Annotated in this window: 13 protein-coding genes and 3 pseudogenes; 9 read left to right on the forward strand and 7 right to left on the reverse strand. The window is 35.2% G+C overall.

Annotated features, from left to right (window positions below; all coding sequences use genetic code 11):
- Positions 1–44 precede the first annotated feature (44 nt).
- From P5P90_RS08995 to P5P90_RS09010, 4 genes and pseudogenes are all read left to right on the forward strand, one after another.
- Positions 45–722: an SCO family protein gene (locus P5P90_RS08995; RefSeq protein ID WP_278034383.1), complete on the forward strand. Its 678-nt coding sequence runs from the start codon at positions 45–47 to the stop codon at positions 720–722.
- 132 nt (positions 723–854) lie between these two features.
- Positions 855–1,094: a FeoA family protein gene (locus P5P90_RS09000; RefSeq protein WP_278034384.1), complete on the forward strand. Its 240-nt coding sequence runs from the start codon at positions 855–857 to the stop codon at positions 1,092–1,094.
- A pseudogene (gene feoB, locus P5P90_RS09005) lies at positions 1,094–3,191 on the forward strand (ferrous iron transport protein B). Before P5P90_RS09000 ends, feoB begins: the two are co-directional and overlap by 1 nt.
- Positions 3,192–3,196: 5 nt before the next feature.
- Positions 3,197–3,325: a FeoB-associated Cys-rich membrane protein gene (locus P5P90_RS09010; protein WP_278034385.1), complete on the forward strand. Its 129-nt coding sequence runs from the start codon at positions 3,197–3,199 to the stop codon at positions 3,323–3,325.
- A gap of 66 nt (positions 3,326–3,391) precedes the next feature.
- Here P5P90_RS09010 and P5P90_RS09015 read toward each other — a convergent pair whose 3' ends face one another.
- Both P5P90_RS09015 and P5P90_RS09020 read right to left on the reverse strand, forming a co-directional pair.
- Positions 3,392–4,045: a metal-dependent transcriptional regulator gene (locus tag P5P90_RS09015; RefSeq protein ID WP_278034386.1), complete on the reverse strand. Its 654-nt coding sequence runs from the start codon at positions 4,043–4,045 to the stop codon at positions 3,392–3,394.
- Between the two features lie 73 nt (positions 4,046–4,118).
- Positions 4,119–5,987 (reverse strand): Nramp family divalent metal transporter, encoded by a 1,869-nt coding sequence (locus tag P5P90_RS09020; RefSeq protein WP_278034387.1) that lies wholly within the window; start codon positions 5,985–5,987, stop codon positions 4,119–4,121.
- Between the two features lie 107 nt (positions 5,988–6,094).
- Here P5P90_RS09020 and P5P90_RS09025 point away from each other — a divergent pair.
- The 5 genes and pseudogenes from P5P90_RS09025 to P5P90_RS09040 all read left to right on the forward strand — a co-directional run bounded on the left by P5P90_RS09025 (position 6,095) and on the right by P5P90_RS09040 (position 10,514).
- Positions 6,095–8,346 (forward strand): annotated as a pseudogene (locus P5P90_RS09025) (TonB-dependent receptor).
- Positions 8,346–8,849 (forward strand): thioredoxin family protein, encoded by a 504-nt coding sequence (locus tag P5P90_RS09030; protein ID WP_278034388.1) that lies wholly within the window; start codon positions 8,346–8,348, stop codon positions 8,847–8,849. Before P5P90_RS09025 ends, P5P90_RS09030 begins: the two are co-directional and overlap by 1 nt.
- Positions 8,846–9,505 (forward strand): lycopene cyclase family protein, encoded by a 660-nt coding sequence (locus P5P90_RS14195; RefSeq protein ID WP_340696392.1) that lies wholly within the window; start codon positions 8,846–8,848, stop codon positions 9,503–9,505. Before P5P90_RS09030 ends, P5P90_RS14195 begins: the two co-directional genes overlap by 4 nt.
- Positions 9,435–9,991 (forward strand): annotated as a pseudogene (locus P5P90_RS14200) (lycopene cyclase family protein). Before P5P90_RS14195 ends, P5P90_RS14200 begins: the two are co-directional and overlap by 71 nt.
- Positions 9,992–10,103: 112 nt before the next feature.
- Entirely contained in the window at positions 10,104–10,514 is a 411-nt protein-coding gene (locus P5P90_RS09040; RefSeq protein WP_278034389.1) for a BrxA/BrxB family bacilliredoxin, read from the forward strand.
- A 359-nt stretch (positions 10,515–10,873) separates the two neighbouring features.
- Here the strand turns inward: P5P90_RS09040 and P5P90_RS09045 are convergent, their stop codons facing one another.
- From P5P90_RS09045 to P5P90_RS09065, 5 genes are all read right to left on the reverse strand, one after another.
- On the reverse strand, positions 10,874–12,763 hold the full coding sequence (locus P5P90_RS09045) for a peptidase U32 family protein (protein ID WP_278034390.1): 1,890 nt from the start codon (positions 12,761–12,763) through the stop codon (positions 10,874–10,876).
- A gap of 143 nt (positions 12,764–12,906) precedes the next feature.
- Entirely contained in the window at positions 12,907–14,604 is a 1,698-nt protein-coding gene (locus tag P5P90_RS09050) for an ATP-dependent nuclease (protein WP_278034391.1), read from the reverse strand.
- Positions 14,605–14,743: 139 nt separating this feature from the next.
- On the reverse strand, positions 14,744–15,172 hold the full coding sequence (locus P5P90_RS09055; RefSeq protein ID WP_278034392.1) for an invasin domain 3-containing protein: 429 nt from the start codon (positions 15,170–15,172) through the stop codon (positions 14,744–14,746).
- A complete protein-coding gene (locus P5P90_RS09060) occupies positions 15,112–17,910 on the reverse strand; it encodes a glycoside hydrolase family 2 TIM barrel-domain containing protein (protein ID WP_278034393.1) in 2,799 nt (932 codons plus the stop codon). The genes P5P90_RS09055 and P5P90_RS09060 overlap by 61 nt, the downstream gene beginning before the upstream one ends.
- Before the next feature lie 125 nt (positions 17,911–18,035).
- On the reverse strand, positions 18,036–18,296 hold the full coding sequence (locus tag P5P90_RS09065; RefSeq protein ID WP_278034394.1) for a hypothetical protein: 261 nt from the start codon (positions 18,294–18,296) through the stop codon (positions 18,036–18,038).
- Positions 18,297–18,512 lie beyond the last annotated feature (216 nt).

The following is an 18,512-nucleotide window of genomic DNA, read 5'->3' on the forward strand; positions in this document are numbered from 1 at the left end:
CCTGATTTCCAACACAGTTTTTGTACTTTTGCAAAAAAAATTTCATGAAATCTGCATTATACAAATACCGAATATTCATTGGTATCTTTATTGTTTTTTCGGCTATTACACTTACTCTTTTTTACAATGCTTTAAAACCGCAAAAAACACTTCCTATCTACAATCCAGCCGATGTCAATCCGGAATTAGTAGATAGCACCATACAGTATGTGAGCAAATACCATACAATAGCTGATTTTTCATTTACCAATCAAAACGGAAAAACCATCACCCAAAAAGATTATGAAGGTAAAATTTATGTTGCCGATTTTTTCTTTACAACCTGTGGTACCATTTGCCCAAAAATGACTTCCAATCTGGAAGAAGTTCAAAAAGCCATTATTAATAATCCGAAAGTAATGCTGCTTTCGCATACCGTTTTCCCAGAAGTAGACACAGTAGAAGCTTTGAAAGCCTATGCTATAAAACATGGTGTTGTTGATAGTAAATGGAACTTGGTTACCGGCGATAAAAAAGAAATTTATGCCATGGCAAGAAAATCCTATCTGGCGGTAAAATTGGGCAAACCAAGCGAATTGTACGATATGGTTCACACCGAAAACTTTGTGCTTGTAGATGCTAAAAGAAGAGTTCGTGGTTTTTATGACGGTACTACAAAAGAAGACATTCAAAAACTTATTGAAGATATTAATTTTCTAAGTAACGAAAAGCAGTCCGAATAATCGTATTGCCATCAAAAAAACAGCATTTTATAGCGATAATTTGAATCCAATTAAATCACAAAACTGACAATTATCATTCGAGTTAGCAATATAATATGTATTTTTGCAGTCTTAATTCAATCTAAATAAGCCTTGCGTACCACTATACATTCCTTAAAGAAAAGTCAAAAAGCCATTATCAAAGATTTTGATATTGACATTATCCCTTTAAAGTTACTTGAAATGGGTTGCTTACCGGGAAATACTGTCGAATTACTTCAGATTGCCCCTTTTGGTGATCCTTTGTATTTAGATGTCAACGGTTCACACGTGGCCATTAGAGTGGAAACAGCCAAAGAAATTGAAGTTGAACTTATCAATACTACGCTTTAATGATGCATCAAAATATTAACGTAGCATTAATTGGTAACCCTAACGTAGGTAAAACTTCGGTTTTTAACCAATTGACGGGTTTGAATCAACAAGTAGGAAACTACCCTGGAATTACTGTTGAAAAAAATTGGTTTTTGCAAATTAAACCATAACATCAAAGCTAACATTCTGGATTTACCAGGAACCTACAGCCTCAACGCCAGTTCAATTGACGAGAATGTTGTAATTGAAATGCTACTAAACAAAAACGATAAGTTATATCCTGATGTCGCCCTTGTAGTTACGGATGTGGAAAATTTGAAAAGAAACTTATTGCTTTTTACTCAAATAAAAGATCTTGAAATTCCAACCATTTTAGTGATTAACATGGCTGACCGTATGGAAAGCAAAGGGATTTCGCTAAACATTCCTTTCTTAGAAGAACAATTAAAAACTAAAATCGCCTTAATTAGTTCGCGTAAAGGACAAGGAATTGAAGAATTAAAAGAATTAATTGTTAGCTACAAATCAATTACAACGGAGCCTTGTTTAAATGCATCGGTAATTGACAAAGAATATTTTGCCAACTTACAAAAAGCCTTTCCGGATCAATTGTTATACAAACTTTGGTTAGTAATTACCCAAGATGTAAACTTTTTGAATTTAGAGCGAAAAGAAATCAAAAGTTCGTTTACTAAATCACATACCGAACTAAAGCGTTTACAACAAAAAGAGACCATAAAACGCTACCAATTTATCAATGAAGTCCTTAAAGAAGGATTAACGGTAGATAAAAGCATTGCTAAAGATTTCCGTTCCAAATTAGACCGCGTTTTAACCCATAAAATTTGGGGATACGTCATCTTTTTTGCTATTCTTTTCATTATTTTCCAATCGATTTTCAACTGGTCTTCGGTTCCTATGGATTTCATTGACAGCGCATTTGCTAGTTTAAGTACAATGGCTGCCGAAGAACTTCCTGCTGGTATTTTAACCGATTTAATTTCACAAGGAATTATACCTGGTATCGGTGGAATCCTGATTTTTATTCCGCAAATTGCCTTCTTATTCCTTTTTATATCCATCCTGGAAGAAAGTGGCTATATGAGTCGTGTGGTTTTTATTATGGATAAAATTATGCGCCGTTTTGGATTATCCGGTAAAAGTGTCGTGCCTTTAATTTCTGGGACAGCCTGTGCTATTCCAGCGATTATGGCAACCCGAAATATCGAAAACTGGAAAGAACGTTTAATCACGATTCTGGTAACCCCGTTTACCACCTGTTCGGCCCGATTACCCGTTTATGCTATTATTATAGCCTTAGTAATCCCAGACAATCGTGTTTTTGGTTTTTTAAACCTTCAAGGGCTTACACTAATGTTGTTGTATCTTTTAGGTTTTGGAATGGCAATATTATCGGCTTATATCCTTAACAAAGTAATGAAAGTAAGCGGTAAAACATTTTTTGTGGTCGAAATGCCTAATTACAAATTGCCTTTGTTTAAAAACGTAGCCATTAACGTAATCGAAAAAACCAAAGCATTTATCTCTGGTGCTGGAAAAATCATTTTAGCTATTTCTATTATTCTATGGTTTTTAGCTTCTTACGGTCCTGGAGAAAAATTTAAAGATGCCGAAAAAATTATCAGTTCACAAACCGTAAACAAAACGATTTCTGAAACCGAATTAAACAATAAAATTGCTGCTTACAAACTGGAGAACTCCTACATTGGCATTATGGGTAAAAGTATTGAACCCGTAATTGCACCTTTAGGCTACGACTGGAAAATAGGAATTGCTATCATCAGTTCGTTTGCCGCCCGAGAAGTATTTGTGGGAACCTTAGCCACTATTTACAGTGTTGGCGGAACGGAGAATGAAACCACCATAAAAAACAAAATGCAATCTGAAGTACATCCAGTTACGGGAGCAAAAATCTTTAATTTCGCCTCTGGAATTTCATTATTGTTATTCTATGCCTTTGCGATGCAATGTGCAAGTACGCTTGCCATTACAAAAAAGGAAACCAACAATTGGAAATGGCCTTTAGGACAGCTTATTTTTATGAGTAGTTTTGCGTATCTTACTGCTTTGATTGCTTATCAACTATTAAAATAAAATCGATGTTTCAGGAAATCATTGCCTTTTTAATCCTTGGAATTGCTGTAGTATATCTTTTTAAAAAGTTCTTTTTAAAGAAAAAGAAAAAAGATAAAAACTGTGGTGGAGGCAGTGATTGTGGATGTAATTAAATTATTCTTTTCGAAGATAATGAATTAAAATTACCGCAAATTTGCGGTAATTTTTTTCTGCTATTTCTAACTCAGCTTCACAAATAAATTACTCGCTATCTTGTTAGAAATATTAAGGTGATTCGCATCTACTTTTATTCGAAGAGACAAATCAAAACTTTCTTTACCTATAATTTCAATCGAAGAACCTAAAGCAATTCCTTGCTTATCCAAGTACTTTAAAAAATCTGAAGAAGTATCTTTTACGCCTACGCAAATGCCTTTCTGTCCCTCTGCTAAATCCGAGAGCAATTGCTTGTCGATTTTAGGAAGTTGGCCTTGTGCGTTTGGAATAGGATCACCGTGCGGATCTTCGGTAGGATTCCCCAGAAAATCATCTAAACTATTAATTAATTTCTCTGATTTAATATGTTCCAATTGTTCGGCAATATCATGAACCTCATCCCAGGAAAAACCTAATTTTTCAACCAAAAAAACTTCCCAAAGACGGTGTTTTCTAACAATCATTTTGGCTTCTAATTTACCATCATTGGTAAGCGTGACACCTTGGTATTTTTTATAGTTTACCAAATCCTTTTCGGCTAATTTCTTAAGCATATCGGTTACCGAAGACGCTTTGGTCTCCATCACTTCGGCAATAGCATTTGTACTTACACCCGAAGTGGAAACAACAGTTAAGTGATAAATTGCTTTAAGGTAATTCTCTTCTGAAAAAGTCATTTGATTTATGATTGCAGATTAACTATTTTTGATTTCAGATTTACACACTACAATGTGAACTTTGTGTTTAAACTTATTTAACAATCAACAAAGGTATCGAAATTTTATGTCTTAGTTTATCCACTGTAGTCCCAAAGATCAAATCCTTAAAACCTGTATGACCATGAGTTCCCATAACTAAAACATCAAAACGACCTGCATTTACTAATTGAGGAATTACTTTGTTTGGTTTACCAAAACCCAATTGTACAGCGACATTAAATCCGTTTTCGGCAAGCATTTGCTGATATTCTTTAAGCAGTTTTTCATCAACAATGGTTTCGTGGTCGTCAATGTGTTCACCATAAACCATTGCCCCTACTGTTTCAACCACATGAATCAATGTATAATTAGCCTCTTTTCCACCCAATTCAATAGCGCTATTCAAAGCAATTTCGTCTGCTGATGAAAAATCGACCGAAATCGCTATATTCTTTTTCGTATAGGATTCCGATTTAGAAAAATGCAATTTTAAATTATGAGGAGAATGATTTTGTATCGCCATTCTAGTTTTGGCAATAAAAGGTTTGAAAACAATATAAAGCAACAAAATCAAGAAACTAAAAGCCAATGGAACAACCGTTAACCAAAGAACAATTGGGTTTGCAGAAGCTTCTAACCAACCGTTTATTTCATCAAAAACTAATTTTGCGTTGAGCGAAACGATTATCGTGGCAATAATCCATGAAGCAATTTGAGTCGTTTTGCCAATATGGAAACCTTTCATTTTGGTATTATCACTCACAAAATGAATCAACGGAATAATCGCAAACCCCAATTGCAAACTCAACACCACCTGACTAAAAATTAATAATTTCCCCGTGACACTTTCACCAAAAATGGTAATTACAATCACTGCAGGAACAATCGCAATTAAACGCGTTAAAATACGTCTCACCCAAGGTTGAATTCTTAAATTCAAATAACCCTCCATTACAATTTGTCCCGCCAAAGTACCAGTAACTGTCGAACTTTGTCCTGCAGCTATCAAAGCTACGGCAAACAAAATAGGCGCCCATTTTGTTCCTAACAAAGGCTGCAAAAACTTGTGCGCATCTTGAATTTCGGCGACTTCGTGCATGCCACTTTTATAAAAAGTAGCGGCTGCCAGAATTAAAATCGCAGCATTAACAAAGAAAGCCAGATTCAACGCAATAGCCGAATCGATAAAATTATATTTCAATGCCTGCTTAATTCCCACAGGAGTTCTATCAAATTTTCGGGTTTGTACCAAAGAAGAATGCAAATACAAATTGTGGGGCATGACTGTTGCTCCAATAATCCCAATGGCAATGTAGAGAGCGGCTTCATTTGGCATTGAAGGAATTAATCCTAAAACCACTTTATCGAGTTCAGGTTGAGCAAAAATCATTTCGAAAATGAAAGAAACACCTATTACCGCCACCAAAGCAATAATAAAAGCTTCCATTTTTCGAATTCCTCTATTGATTAGAAATAACAATAAAAAAGTATCCAAAACCGTAATAAGAACTCCTTCAATCAATGGAATACCAAAAAGCAAATTAATCCCAATAGCCATCCCTAAAACCTCAGCCAAATCACAAGCCGCAATGGCAATCTCAGCTAGAAAATATAAAATGTAATTAATAAAAGGCGAATAGGTTTCTCTGGAAGCCTGAGCCAAATCACGCTGGGTAACTATTCCCAATCGCGCACTGAGACTTTGCAATAACAAAGCCATCAAATTACTCATCAATAAAACCCAAAGTAAGGAATAACCAAACTGACTTCCTCCAGCTAAATCCGTAGCCCAGTTTCCTGGATCCATATAACCCACACTAATCAAATAGGCAGGACCAAAAAAGGCCATTATTTTTCTAAAAACAGATTTTTTATTTTGTGTCGAAACCGACTGATGTACTTCTTCAAGTGACTTTCCCATTCTATTTACTAACTAGTTAAGGCAAATGTAATTATATTTTTTTGTTATATAAAATATAATTTTTAGATTTGTCTAAAATTAAAAATAAGTCAATCTAAATTATTATTGTGAAAAAACTAATAATTGTTTTTAGTGTTCTCACCAGCACAATTTCATTTGCGCAAGCCAACCTTAAAGGGAAAATAACTTCTGATGGCGTGCCGCTTCATTATGCTAATATCCTAATGAAAAACATCAAAAAAGCAACGATTAGCAATGAAGAAGGCAATTATAGTATCTCAAAAATTCCAATTGGAGAATATGAAGTGATAGCCACTTATACTGGATTAAAAAGTCAGACTAAGAAGATTCAAATTTCAGACACTACCGAAATCTATTTGAATTTTGATTTAAAAGAAAATAACAGCCTAGACGAAGTGGTTGTTACTGGAACTTTAAAGGCAGTCAATCGCTTAGAAAGTGCTGTTCCTGTCGAAGTATACAAGCCTGTTTTTTTCAAAAAAACCCAACATCAAATATTTTTGAAGCGCTACAAAATGTAAATGGAGTACGTCCGCAACTAAACTGTAATGTATGCAACACTGGTGATATCCATATCAACGGATTAGAAGGACCTTACACCTTAGTGCTTATCGACGGAATGCCTATAGTAAGTGGACTTTCTACTGTTTATGGTTTGTCTGGAATTCCCAATTCATTATTGGAACGAATTGAAATTGTAAAAGGTCCGGCCTCTTCTCTTTACGGAAGTGAAGCAGTAGGTGGATTAATTAACATCATCACTAAAAACCCAAACAATGCCCCTGTATTTTCAGCAGACAGTTACGCTACCAATTGGGGAGAATTCAATCTTGATTTAGGTTTTAAAGCCAACATAAATAAATTCACTTCGGTTTTAACCGGAGTAAATTATTTTAATTACAGCAATCCGATTGACAACAACAAGGATAATTTTACCGATGTGACTTTGCAAGATCGAATCTCTGTTTTCCAAAAATGGAACTTTAGCCGAAAAAGCAACAAGTTGTTTTCAATTGCAGGAAGATTTTTCTACGAAGACCGTTGGGGTGGCGAGATGCAATGGAACAAACAATATCGTGGTGGCCGCGAAGTTTACGGAGAAAGCATTTACACCAAAAGATGGGAATTATTAGGAGGTTATGAACTTCCTATAAAAGAAAAAATGCTTTTCTCTTTCTCTTATACCGACCACGACCAAAATTCAGTGTATGGAAACACTCCATATTTAGCACAACAACGCATCGGTTTTGGACAATTGACTTGGGATAAAAAACTAGGCAATCACGATATGCTTTTTGGAACGGCAATTCGCTATCAATACTACAACGATAATACTCCGGCAACTGAAACAAAAGATATCAATTGGATTCCAAGTTTATTTGTTCAGGACGAAATAACCGTAGCCGAAAAACACAAATTACTTTTAGGAGCCCGTTATGATTACAACAACAACCACGGCGCTATTTTTACTCCCAGACTGGCTTACAAATGGAAAATTAACAATAACAATATTTTGCGATTCAATACCGGAACAGGATTTAGAATTGTCAATCTATTTACCGAAGAACACGCCGCACTAACCGGTTCTCGTAAAGTGATTATTGCCGAAGAACTCAAACCGGAACGTTCCTACAACGCCAATTTGAATTATTTAAAAAAAATATACACTCAAAACGGTAATTTCATCGGACTGGAAACAACGGCTTGGTATACGCATTTTTCCAACTCCATAATTCCCGATTATGACACCAACCCGAATGAGATTATCTACAAAAATCTGGATGGTTATGCCGTTACCAAAGGAATTAGTACCAACATTGACATGGTTTTCAACTCCGGTTTAAAATTGATTCTGGGAGCCACATATATGGATGTTGCCAAAACCGAAAACAGTATTAAAACCCGACAAATACTAACGGAAAAATTCACAGGAACCTGGGCAATTTCGTACCGAATCAACAAATTATATCTTGATGTAGATTATACAGGAAATCTTTATGGACCAATGCGTCTTCCTACCCTTGGCGATTTAGACCCAAGAAAGAAGTATTCCCCTACTTGGAGCATTCAAAACATCCAATTCACTTTCAACAAGTTCAAAAATATTGAGATATATGCCGGTATAAAAAACCTGCTAAACTGGACGCCTAACAAGGGAAATCCTTTTATTATTGCCCGTGCTCATGATCCTTTTGACAAAAATTTGGAATACGATACTAATGGCAATATTCAGGCTACAGCCGAAAATCCATACGCTTTAAGCTTTGATCCAAGTTATGTTTATGGACCCAATCAAGTCATCAGAAGCTTTTTTGGATTGCGCTATACTTTAAAATAATGAGAAAGCTTTTCTACATAACAGTGATTTTCTTTTGGGTAATTCCTTTTGGTTTTGCCCAACTGAAAAGCTATTCGTTTGAAGAAGTAGAAAAATTAGCAATCCAAAACCCGAAACCCATAATCGTTTACATTCATACCAATTGGTGTAAATACTGTGCTATTATGGAAAATTCAACTTTGAAAAATCAAGACATTATCCAAATGTTAAATGAGCAATTCTATTTTGTTGTTTTGAATGCAGAAAGTAAAAACGACATTACTTTCAACAATTACATCTTCAAATACAAACCAACGGGACAAAACACCGGAATTCATGAATTAGCCACAGCTTTAGCCACCGTAAACAAACAAGTTAGCTACCCTACAATTACTATTCTTGATACTAAAAAAGACATTTTGTTCCAAAAACAATCCTACTTAAAAGCGAAAGAACTGATTCGAATACTCGAAAAAACACAAGAAATAGCTATTTTTGAGAAGAATTCGTTCCCAAATCCATGAAACACTATCATTATATTTTTATCGGTTCTGGTTTAGCTGCTCTAATGACGGCTTACAAAATGCTACAATCTGGAAATTTTAAAGACAAAAACATTTTGTTAGTAGATGCGTCTTCTAAAAAAGCCAACGATAGAACCTGGTGTTTTTGGCAAAAAGAAAACACAATTTGGGAAGCTGTGATTAGTAAAAAATGGGATTCAGCTTGGTTTGCCAATGAAAATTTCAAACGCAATTTAGATATAAATCCCTATGAATATTGCAAAATCAGTGGGATTGATTTTTACAGTTTTGTTTTTGATGCTCTTTCGAAAGAAACAAACATTACCTTCTTAAACGAAAAAGTAACCAACATTAACGAATTAGACACCCATGTCTATGTTTCGACAGAAAATGCCGAGTTCACTTGTGACCAAGTTTTAAATAGTATTTGGAACAGAAATACATTAACGCAACAGTCCAAATTTCGCGTTTTACAACAACATTTTATTGGTTGGCACATACAATCATCCGAATCGGTATTTAATCCCAAAGAAGCCACTTTTATGGATTTTTCGGTTGCCCAAAAAGGAAATACCCGATTCATGTATGTACTGCCTTTTTCGGAAAAAGAAGCGTTATTGGAATATCACCTTGTTTTCGGAACATCTTTTAGATAATAAAGAATACGAAGAAGAGATTGAAAATTACATTCAAAAGTTAGGCATCAGCCACTATCAAATTATCGAAAAAGAGCAAGGCAGCATCCCGATGACTTCTTATCCTTTTTGGAAAAAAACACTAAAAGAGTACTAAACATTGGCACTGCCGGAGGATGGACGAAAGCCAGCACCGGTTATACTTTTAAAAATGCCGACAAACAATCATCCCGATTAGTGGATTTTATACAAAAGGAAAACGATTTTAGAAAATTTCATCAAAACAACCGATTTTGGTTCTATGATTTGCTTTTATTGGACATTTTGCACCGAAAAAACGAAGTAGGTTCTCTTATTTTTTCTTCCATGTTTAAAAAAGGAAATCCAGCATTAATTTTTAAATTCCTAGATGAAGATACCACCTTAATCGAAGACATCAAGGTTATTCTGAAATGCCCAAAAACACTTTTTATCAAAGCATTATTGAGGGTTGGACGTTATTTATAGTTATAAAAATGACTATCAAACTATAACAAAACTTTATAATGCAAACGATTCTGTTCTGCAGATTCTTTGTAACTTTGCAGCATTCAATTTACAAATTAAAAAAACAAACGATATGTATCCACAAGAAATGGTAATCCCAATGCAGGCTGAATTAACAGCAGCAGGATTTCAAGATTTACATAGTGCTCAGGAAGTAGACAACGCTATCAAAGCAGAAGGAACAACATTAGTAGTTGTAAACTCGGTTTGTGGTTGTGCTGCAAGAAATGCACGTCCGGGAGCAAAAATGAGTTTAGAAGGTGCTAAAAAACCAGATTATTTGATCACTGTTTTTGCAGGAGTTGATAAAGAAGCGGTTGATGCTGCAAGACAACACATGTTTCCTTTCCCTCCATCTTCACCATCTATGGCTTTGTTCAAAAACGGAGAATTAGTGCACATGCTAGAGCGTCACCACATTGAAGGTCGCCCAGCTGAAATGATTGCTGAGAACTTAATTGATGCTTACAACGAGTTCTGCTAAGCAAAACTTCTTAAAAAATATAAACCGCAGGTTCGCTAATTGTGAATTTGCGGTTTTTTGTTTTAAACCATTAAGAAATTAAGGGAATTTAGGATTTGTTTGACCGCAAAGGACGGTAAGTTTTCACGCAAAGTACGCAAAGCTTTCATAACTAAATTTAATGCCTTAATGGTTAAAATTTCTTTGTGTCTTACGTGGTTAAAAAAATTAACCGCAAAGAGCACAAAGGATACGCAAAGTACGCAAAGCTTTCTTAACTAAGCTTAATACCTTAATGGTTAGAATTTCTTTTGTGACTTATGTGGTTAAAAAAAAAACCACAACCGTAGTTGCAGCTTTCGTCTATTATTAAAAGAAAATTATCTTCTCTTCACGTAATCCAATTGTTCGTCCTGATCGATGATTTCAAATTCGGCGTCTTTTTCCCAAATTTCCATCTCACAAGGTTTACAGTTAAATTTCAGTTTGTATTCATTCTCTCCGTGTTTCAAAGTAAGCGGTTCCGCTACTTTCTCTCCCATAGTTTCACGTTGAAAACGGGCACATTTACCCAATTCGTATTTCACGCAATATTTAGTTGTCATTACACGGGCTTTTCCAGGATCCCATTGCAATTCAAAAGCCTTTTCAATCTCCGTTACTCCGTGTCTTTTATAAAAAGCTCTCGCTAATTTATTCGAAACATTAAAAGTAAAATCCAATTTTTCGGTTGGATAAGGATGATCTGTTGGTACAATTTGGAATTCTTCTCTGTGGTATTCGTTGATACGAATATCGATTAATTGTTCCAAAGCAATTCTTCGCACTTCATTAACTTTCGAAATTGGCAGGAACCAATTTTTAGTAAATTCCACGGCAATTGCATCCACAATGAAAGGCGTATTTCCTGTTTTGGCTAAGTTTTTCGAAATATTTAGAATAACCGATTCGGCACTTTTCGCTTCTTCTTTTTCAGTTTCTAAAGTCGAAATACTTTGGTGTCCGTCTTCATCAGTTACGATTAATTGGAAGCCTTCAGCTGTTTCCACAAAACGCATTTCAACGCCAATTTTACGAACCGCAGCGTTTTCTTTTTCTACAATTCGGTTGAATTCCGCATCCGAATTACGGTAAATCATCGTTCCTACAGGAATATTTTTAAACGTATTCGGAACCACAATATCATTCACGATAATGTTAATCTGAACTCCATCAGCTACACCATCGGCATTGATAAAATACAAGCCATCACCATTGTTCAGTTTTTCGTAATTTTCAATCACATAACCATTAGCTTTCAATTCGGTTACCTTACCAATGTGTTGTCCCTGCGATTTCGGACTTTCCCAGTTTCCGATTTTTTCCTTTCGGTGGTTTACAAAATAGTCCGTGTAACCTCTGTTGAAACTTCGATCCATTTCCGGCTCAAAGTTATAGAAAGTTCTACCCGAAGAAGCTTTTTGGAATTGATCATTATTTTCTAAGAAAGCATCTAATTTCTTTCTTAAAAAAGAAGTATTGTTCTTAACGTAAACGATGTCTTTCAAACGGCCTTCGATTTTAAACGAAGTGATTCCTGCCTCAATTAAGTTTGGCAATTGGTCACTTAAATCCAAATCTTTAATCGAAAGCAAATGACTTTCAGTTAACAAAGTCGTACCGTTTCCATCAATCAGGTTGTACGGCAAACGACAGTTTTGCGCACATGAACCACGGTTAGCACTACGCTCACCACCGGCAATACTCATGTAGCAATTTCCACTGAAAGACACACAAAGGGCACCCGAAACGAAGAATTCTAATTCCACATCCGTTGCAGCAGCAATATCTCTCACCTGATCTAAATTCAGCTCACGTGCCAAAACCACACGTTGCATTCCGGCATCTTTCAGGAATTTTACGTGTTTTGGATCACGGTTGTTCGCTTGAGTACTGGCGTGAATAACAATTGGAGGCAAGTCCATTTCCATAATCGCCATGTCCTGCACAATAAGCGCATCCACCCCGATATCGTATAGTTGATAGATTAATTTTTTACAATCTTCCAATTCGTTGTCGTACAAAATGGTATTGATTACCACAAAAACCTGTGCCTTAAACAAGTGGGCGTATTTAACCATCTCGGCAATATCTTCCACAGAGTTGGTTGCATTTGTACGAGCTCCATAATGCGGCGCTCCAATATATACAGCATCTGCACCCGCATTGATAGCGGCAATTCCCTGAATCAGGTTCTTAGCCGGAGCAAGAATTTCTACTTTCTTTTTCATCATTTCCTCAAAAGGATTCCTTTTTTTTGGAATCAGAGTGCAAAAGTATAAAATTGTTCTTGAAAAAGCAGGGTTTAAACTATATTTAGAAACAAACAGACTGGAAAAGAGCAATTTATAATCCAAAATAAACTTTACACGTGTTATTTGAAAATTTTATTTATTTTTTGAACTAAAGGATAAAAATTTTCAAAAATATCTAAATTATCCTTCTTCTCTTCTGCTTTAAACTCTTCTAAAACCTTAGTCTTAAATAAAGATCTTGCATCTTTACCTTGTTCAGAATTTTCCATTGATGAACGAACCAATTCAACATTCTCTGTATATACTTTTGTAAAAATTCTATCAGGAATTAGACCTTCAATTGATTTTTTTCCTGTTTCATTTTTTCCAATAACCATAAATTCCTTATTTTCAGTTAGCCCTAATGATTCAAAAGTTTTTTTAGTTTCAGAAAATTTATCTAAATCAACTGTTACGATAAATCTTTTAAATCTTTCTTTGATAAACCTCAAGAGTATATTGTTTTTTATGTTTCCTGCACCTCCATAAGGAAAGATTTCACCATCAAAATTTAATTTATTTTTCCCATGTTTAGCATCTTTTAATAATTCGAAATATTCTTTATCAGAAGTTCCTTCAACCAATATTATATCACTTTTTTCACTAAATATTGTTGGTTTTAAAGGTCCAAAATCTTCTCCCGAAATCCCTAATGCTAAAGCAAAAGGCTCATACCAATTTTCGCCTTCAGTATTTACTAATTTAGATCCTTTATCTTTATTTGACAAATCCCGTTCAAGGAGTAAATTTGCTTTTGAATCTTTATGACTCAATAAATAAGGACTATGAGTTGCTACTATTATTTGAATTTTAAATTCTAATGCTAAATCTTGTAAAATCCTTCCAAATTCAGCTTGAGCGGATGGATGCAAAAAACTTTCAGGTTCTTCAATAATCACAATAGGTGTTAATCTTTTGTTCAAATTAGTTGACTCTTGAATTCGTTTAGCATTCATTAAATTCAACAGAATAAGTGTTCTATTTTTTGTTCCTGAACCCCAATCTTCAAGAGAAACTTCTACCCCTTTTTCTTTTAAAGAAATTTCAATATTCTCCCTATCAATATTAAGATTTGGAATTCCTAACGAAACATCATATTTTTCAGTCAACCTACCTAAAAGTGAACTAAATTCTGTTTGATGTTTTTTTAATGATTTTTTTACTGTTGATTCTAATTGTTGTTTCTTATTTGTAATTGTTTCTAAATCTTCAGAAGTTAAATAAGAAGATAATGAATCCCTTCTTCTTTGTGAAATAAAAAAAGGCTCATTTTCGGTAGAATTATGAAATATTATACATTCAGAGCCTCTTAATCTATTAAGCAATTCTTCACGCTTATACTCATCTTCTATTTTGACATCACCAAAATAAAGATCGATAATAGTATTACTATTATCATGTTTATGTTCTGCCTTTATATATAATATTTCAGTTTCCTTTTCTGATAATTCATCATCTTTAAAAATTAATTCTTTGATAAATTTAAATATACCTGCATCAAGTTCCTTACCTAATTCAATACTTATTTCAATTTGAATTGACTCTTTTGTTTTTTCTTTTATTTTCCAATAAGGAAAGTCAGTATTATAATTTATAGGACCATTTCTAAAAGATGCAAACAACCTCATATCATAAGTTAAAAAAGATAGAATTGTTTTAATAATGTTTGATTTTCCACAATTATTTTTTCCAGACAAAGCATTATAATAAGGGTTGAATTCTATTTCTACATCCTCTAAACTCCTATAATTGACTGCTCTAATTTTTTTAATTCTCATCTTTTTTGAAATAAAACACTTTATTAAACAATATTTTTTCAAATATATACAATTTTAAGTTTTTTCTTATTTCAAAAATTAAAAACAAAAAAGCACGAATCGAAATCCGTGCTTTAAAAAACTAAGTAAATTAAGAAAGCTATTCTACTTTAATACTCAAAGCAGCAGCAGTAATATTCCCTGCTGTTGTAGCTTCCAAAGTGATATTTTCGGCTTTTTTATTTGATTGTAGAATCACTAAGCATTTTCCGTTATACAATTTGCGGTAATTCGCTTTAAAAGGCTCCAAACTGGCTTGATAACCATTATCCACACCCACAATCTTGGCACCGCCTGAAACTTTGAAATTAATCAGATTATCGGCTGTCGGAACGTAATTTCCGTCTTTATCCTGCAGTGTAACCGTCACGTAAACCAAATTATAACCATCATTTTTGATTGTACTTTTATCAGCCTGCAAATTAATTTTTGCAGCTTCTCCGGCGGTATGGATTTCGGTTTCCTTAACTACTTTACCTGCTTTTTGGAAACCGCTTTCAGAGTTCCTGCTGCAAAAGGCACTTTCCAAGCAATGTGTAATTCGTCACCATGTTTGGCTTTCGAACCTAACGATTTTCCGTTAAGGAATAATTCGACCTCATCGGCATTGTTGTAATAGGCCCAAACATCAATGATTTGGCCTTGTTTCCAGTTCCAATGTGGCAATAAGTGTAAGACTGTTTTATCGCTCCATTCGCTTTGGTACATATAATACACATCTTTTGGGAATCCAGCTAAATCCACAATCCCAAAATACGAACTACGGGCAGGATACGGATACGGATCGGGTTCGCCAATGTAATCAAAACCAGTCCAAACAAAGGTTCCGGCAATAAAATCATATTTCTTTGCTGCTTTCCAGTTTTCCTCATGGGTGGTTCCCCAATAAGAAGCAACGTTATCATAGGCTGTCACCGTTAAATCAGGATTCCCATCAAAAGTTTCGCCGTGTTTCTTAGGCCAAAAACGGATAGTATCCGTTGGCATATCATAACGCCCTCGGGTTGCATAGGCCGAAACACTCTCGGAAGCAATGATTTTTTGTCCTTTAAAACGCTCCGGAAATGTTGGATAATCTGCATGTTTGTAGTTAAATCCTAATAAATCCAAAGCTCCCGACTGATAGATAAAATTCTTCTCGGGAACATTTTCTGTCAATGCCGAAGTTACAGGACGGGTAGTATCCAAGGATTTTACAATTCGCGCCAATTCTTTAGTAATACGAACACCCGTACTATCAAATTGCTCACGGATTTCGTTTCCAATACTCCACATTATTACCGACGGATGGTTACGATCACGCTTGATGAAATCTTCTAAATCGCGTTGGTGCCATTCGTCCCAATATTTGTTGTAAACATTCGATACTTTTTTCTTTTTCCATACATCAAAAACCTCATCCTGAACGATAAAACCCATTTCGTCACACAACTGCAACAATTCTAAAGAAGGCGGATTATGAGCCGTTCGAATTGCATTGGCTCCCATTTCCTTCATAATAGACAGTTTTCTTTTTATAGCATCAAAATTGGCCACCGCACCTAAAGCACCATTATCATGATGCAGGCAAACCCCATAAATCTTAGTTGGCACACCATTTAATGAAAAACCTTTTTCGGCATCGAAGGCAAAATAACGGAAACCAAGCGGCGTTTCGTATTCATCTATTAAAGTCTTTTGGTCGTAAATCTGAGTCACAACCTTATACATATTTGGATTTTTAGTATCCCATAATTTCGGATTACTAACTTCAAGACTTTGTTCTTTTTTCAAAATTGATTTTGGCGAAATCGATTCTGTCGATTCTGATTTTGTAACCAAATGATTAGCAGCATCCAAAATACGCGTTACTACTTTTACATTTTTAGCTGTAGGACTATCATTTTGAATCTGAAGTTCATAATTCACCGTGGCTTGTGCTGCCGAAACTTTAGGAGTAGTCACATAAGTTCCCCAATGTGCTATGTGCACTTTGTCAGTAGTTACTAATCGTACATTTCTATAAATTCCCGATCCGGTGTACCAGCGTGAACTTGGCTGTGCATCATTATCCACTTTTACAGCAATATAATTTTTTTGGTTACCAAAGTTCAAATAAGGCGTTAAATCATAAGAGAAAGAAATGTATCCAAACGGACGTTTCCCTAAATGATGGCCGTTAATCCACACTTCGCTATTGCAAAAAACACCATCAAATTCGATAGCGATGCTTTTATCTTTAGCCGATTCCGGCAACGTAAATGCTTTGCGATACCAACCCATTCCAGCCGGCAAAGCACCCTGCTGCGGTTTGGTTGGGTAGTCTTTGCTAAAAGCGCCTTCGATACTCCAATCGTGCGGCAGGTTTAAAGCGCGCCAATCCTTAGCATCAAAATCAGCCTGAATAGCCGTTGGAAAATCTCCTAATTTAAAATTCCAATCAAGATTGAAATCGCTTATCGCTCGGCTTTCTTTTTGATTTGAAGCACAAGCAACTAAGAACAACAGGGCTATGGCTGTTCCCGTTTTTTGTAAAAACCTTTTATGTAAATTCATTGCTCTTGGTCGTCCTACCCAAGCCTGATTTTCAAGAGAAGCCTGATTAGGTGTTCCAGGAATTTTTAATTTGTAAGCATCCAGCAAATACATTCCCGCCTGCAAAGGCACATGTCCCTGTTGCGACGGACGAAGCCAATTGCTGTATTGAAAAGAAATTCCTTTGAATTTTACGTCGTGAACCGGTGAATCTATCGTTCCTTTTATTTCAGCCAAATTTTCTAAAACCGGTGCGATCACTTTGGCCTTAGTCATATCTTCGCCTTTTCTTGGGATATAATAAATCTTCGCTTTTTTTCTATCCAAAAACCATTCGCCTGCTTCATTAAGCATGGACATCCCATTGTTTAAAAAGAAAGCCGAATTTCCATTGTTTTTAGAAATCCATGGTGCAGGCCAAGGATGTTCACTCTGAATGCGGCTTTCCGGTTTTTCAAATGAAAGTCGGGCGCTATCTTTAACTACCTCTATATTTTTAATACGCAAATTGGCAATTGCCCACCATTGCACAATGAACATTTCCATTCCCGGTTCAAATTTTACCGACTTGTCTTTGAAAGGAATCCAGCATGTTTCTGTTGTTTTGTCCCAAGATAAAATACGGTCCATTTGGGTTCCTGCAGTACTTTTAGCCCGTACTGCTTTTCCATCATTTACCCAAAGTTGGCGGTAATTAATTACTTCGCCTCCTATTTGTGGTGCATCGGCAACCCACACCGTTCCTGCTTTCAAACCATTGATTACAGTAGTTGTTTTTTTCCAATTTTTAATTGGAATTCCGCCACTAAAAATAGGTTTTGCATTGGCATCTGCTTCAATAATCGTCGGACAGTCCGGAGTTCCAGAATCTTCAGGTCTTACAAATAATGGTTCATCAAAATAATAAGTTCCGTCTTTAATGATAATATGAATCCACCTTGAATCGAAGTATCTTTCAGTCGACGCAACTCTCTGGCTTTTCGCAATGCCATATGAATAGTAGCCAGCGGACTTTCTTTTGTACCTTCATTAGCATCATTCCCGTTTGTTGCCACCCAAATATCTGCAGCCTGCATTGAAAACGCAGAGAAAAACAGCAAGGAAAAAGACAAGAAACGATTTCGATTTATTAGAAACATATCATTATTTTTAATTCGAGATTCACTTTGTATACCAACCATTTAAACAATCAATATTTTTTAATTTTTTACAAAATGTAAACGTTATCATTTTAAAAGTAAAAAAAAGCCTGACGACTCTAATACCCTTGAAATAAACAAATTGGGTTGGGCAAGATAGCTATTTTTATTCAAAAAAAATCATATTTTTATACAACGGTCGATTTTATAAAAAAT

Source organism: Flavobacterium nitratireducens (assembly GCF_029625335.1).
In the GTDB taxonomy this organism is placed as follows: Bacteria; Bacteroidota; Bacteroidia; order Flavobacteriales; family Flavobacteriaceae; genus Flavobacterium; species Flavobacterium nitratireducens.

Excerpts from the sequence above, each read along its gene's own strand:
- P5P90_RS08995 (WP_278034383.1), top strand. The coding sequence starts at position 45 with ATGAAATCTGCATTATACAAATACCGAATATTCATTGGTATCTTTATT.
- P5P90_RS09010 (WP_278034385.1), top strand. The coding sequence starts at position 3,197 with ATGTTTCAGGAAATCATTGCCTTTTTAATCCTTGGAATTGCTGTAGTA.
- P5P90_RS09015 (WP_278034386.1), bottom strand. The coding sequence starts at position 4,045 with ATGACTTTTTCAGAAGAGAATTACCTTAAAGCAATTTATCACTTAACT.
- P5P90_RS09020 (WP_278034387.1), bottom strand. The coding sequence starts at position 5,987 with ATGGGAAAGTCACTTGAAGAAGTACATCAGTCGGTTTCGACACAAAAT.
- P5P90_RS09030 (WP_278034388.1), top strand. The coding sequence starts at position 8,346 with ATGAGAAAGCTTTTCTACATAACAGTGATTTTCTTTTGGGTAATTCCT.
- P5P90_RS14195 (WP_340696392.1), top strand. The coding sequence starts at position 8,846 with ATGAAACACTATCATTATATTTTTATCGGTTCTGGTTTAGCTGCTCTA.
- P5P90_RS09040 (WP_278034389.1), top strand. The coding sequence starts at position 10,104 with ATGTATCCACAAGAAATGGTAATCCCAATGCAGGCTGAATTAACAGCA.
- P5P90_RS09045 (WP_278034390.1), bottom strand. The coding sequence starts at position 12,763 with ATGAAAAAGAAAGTAGAAATTCTTGCTCCGGCTAAGAACCTGATTCAG.
- P5P90_RS09050 (WP_278034391.1), bottom strand. The coding sequence starts at position 14,604 with ATGAGAATTAAAAAAATTAGAGCAGTCAATTATAGGAGTTTAGAGGAT.
- P5P90_RS09065 (WP_278034394.1), bottom strand. The coding sequence starts at position 18,296 with ATGTTTCTAATAAATCGAAATCGTTTCTTGTCTTTTTCCTTGCTGTTT.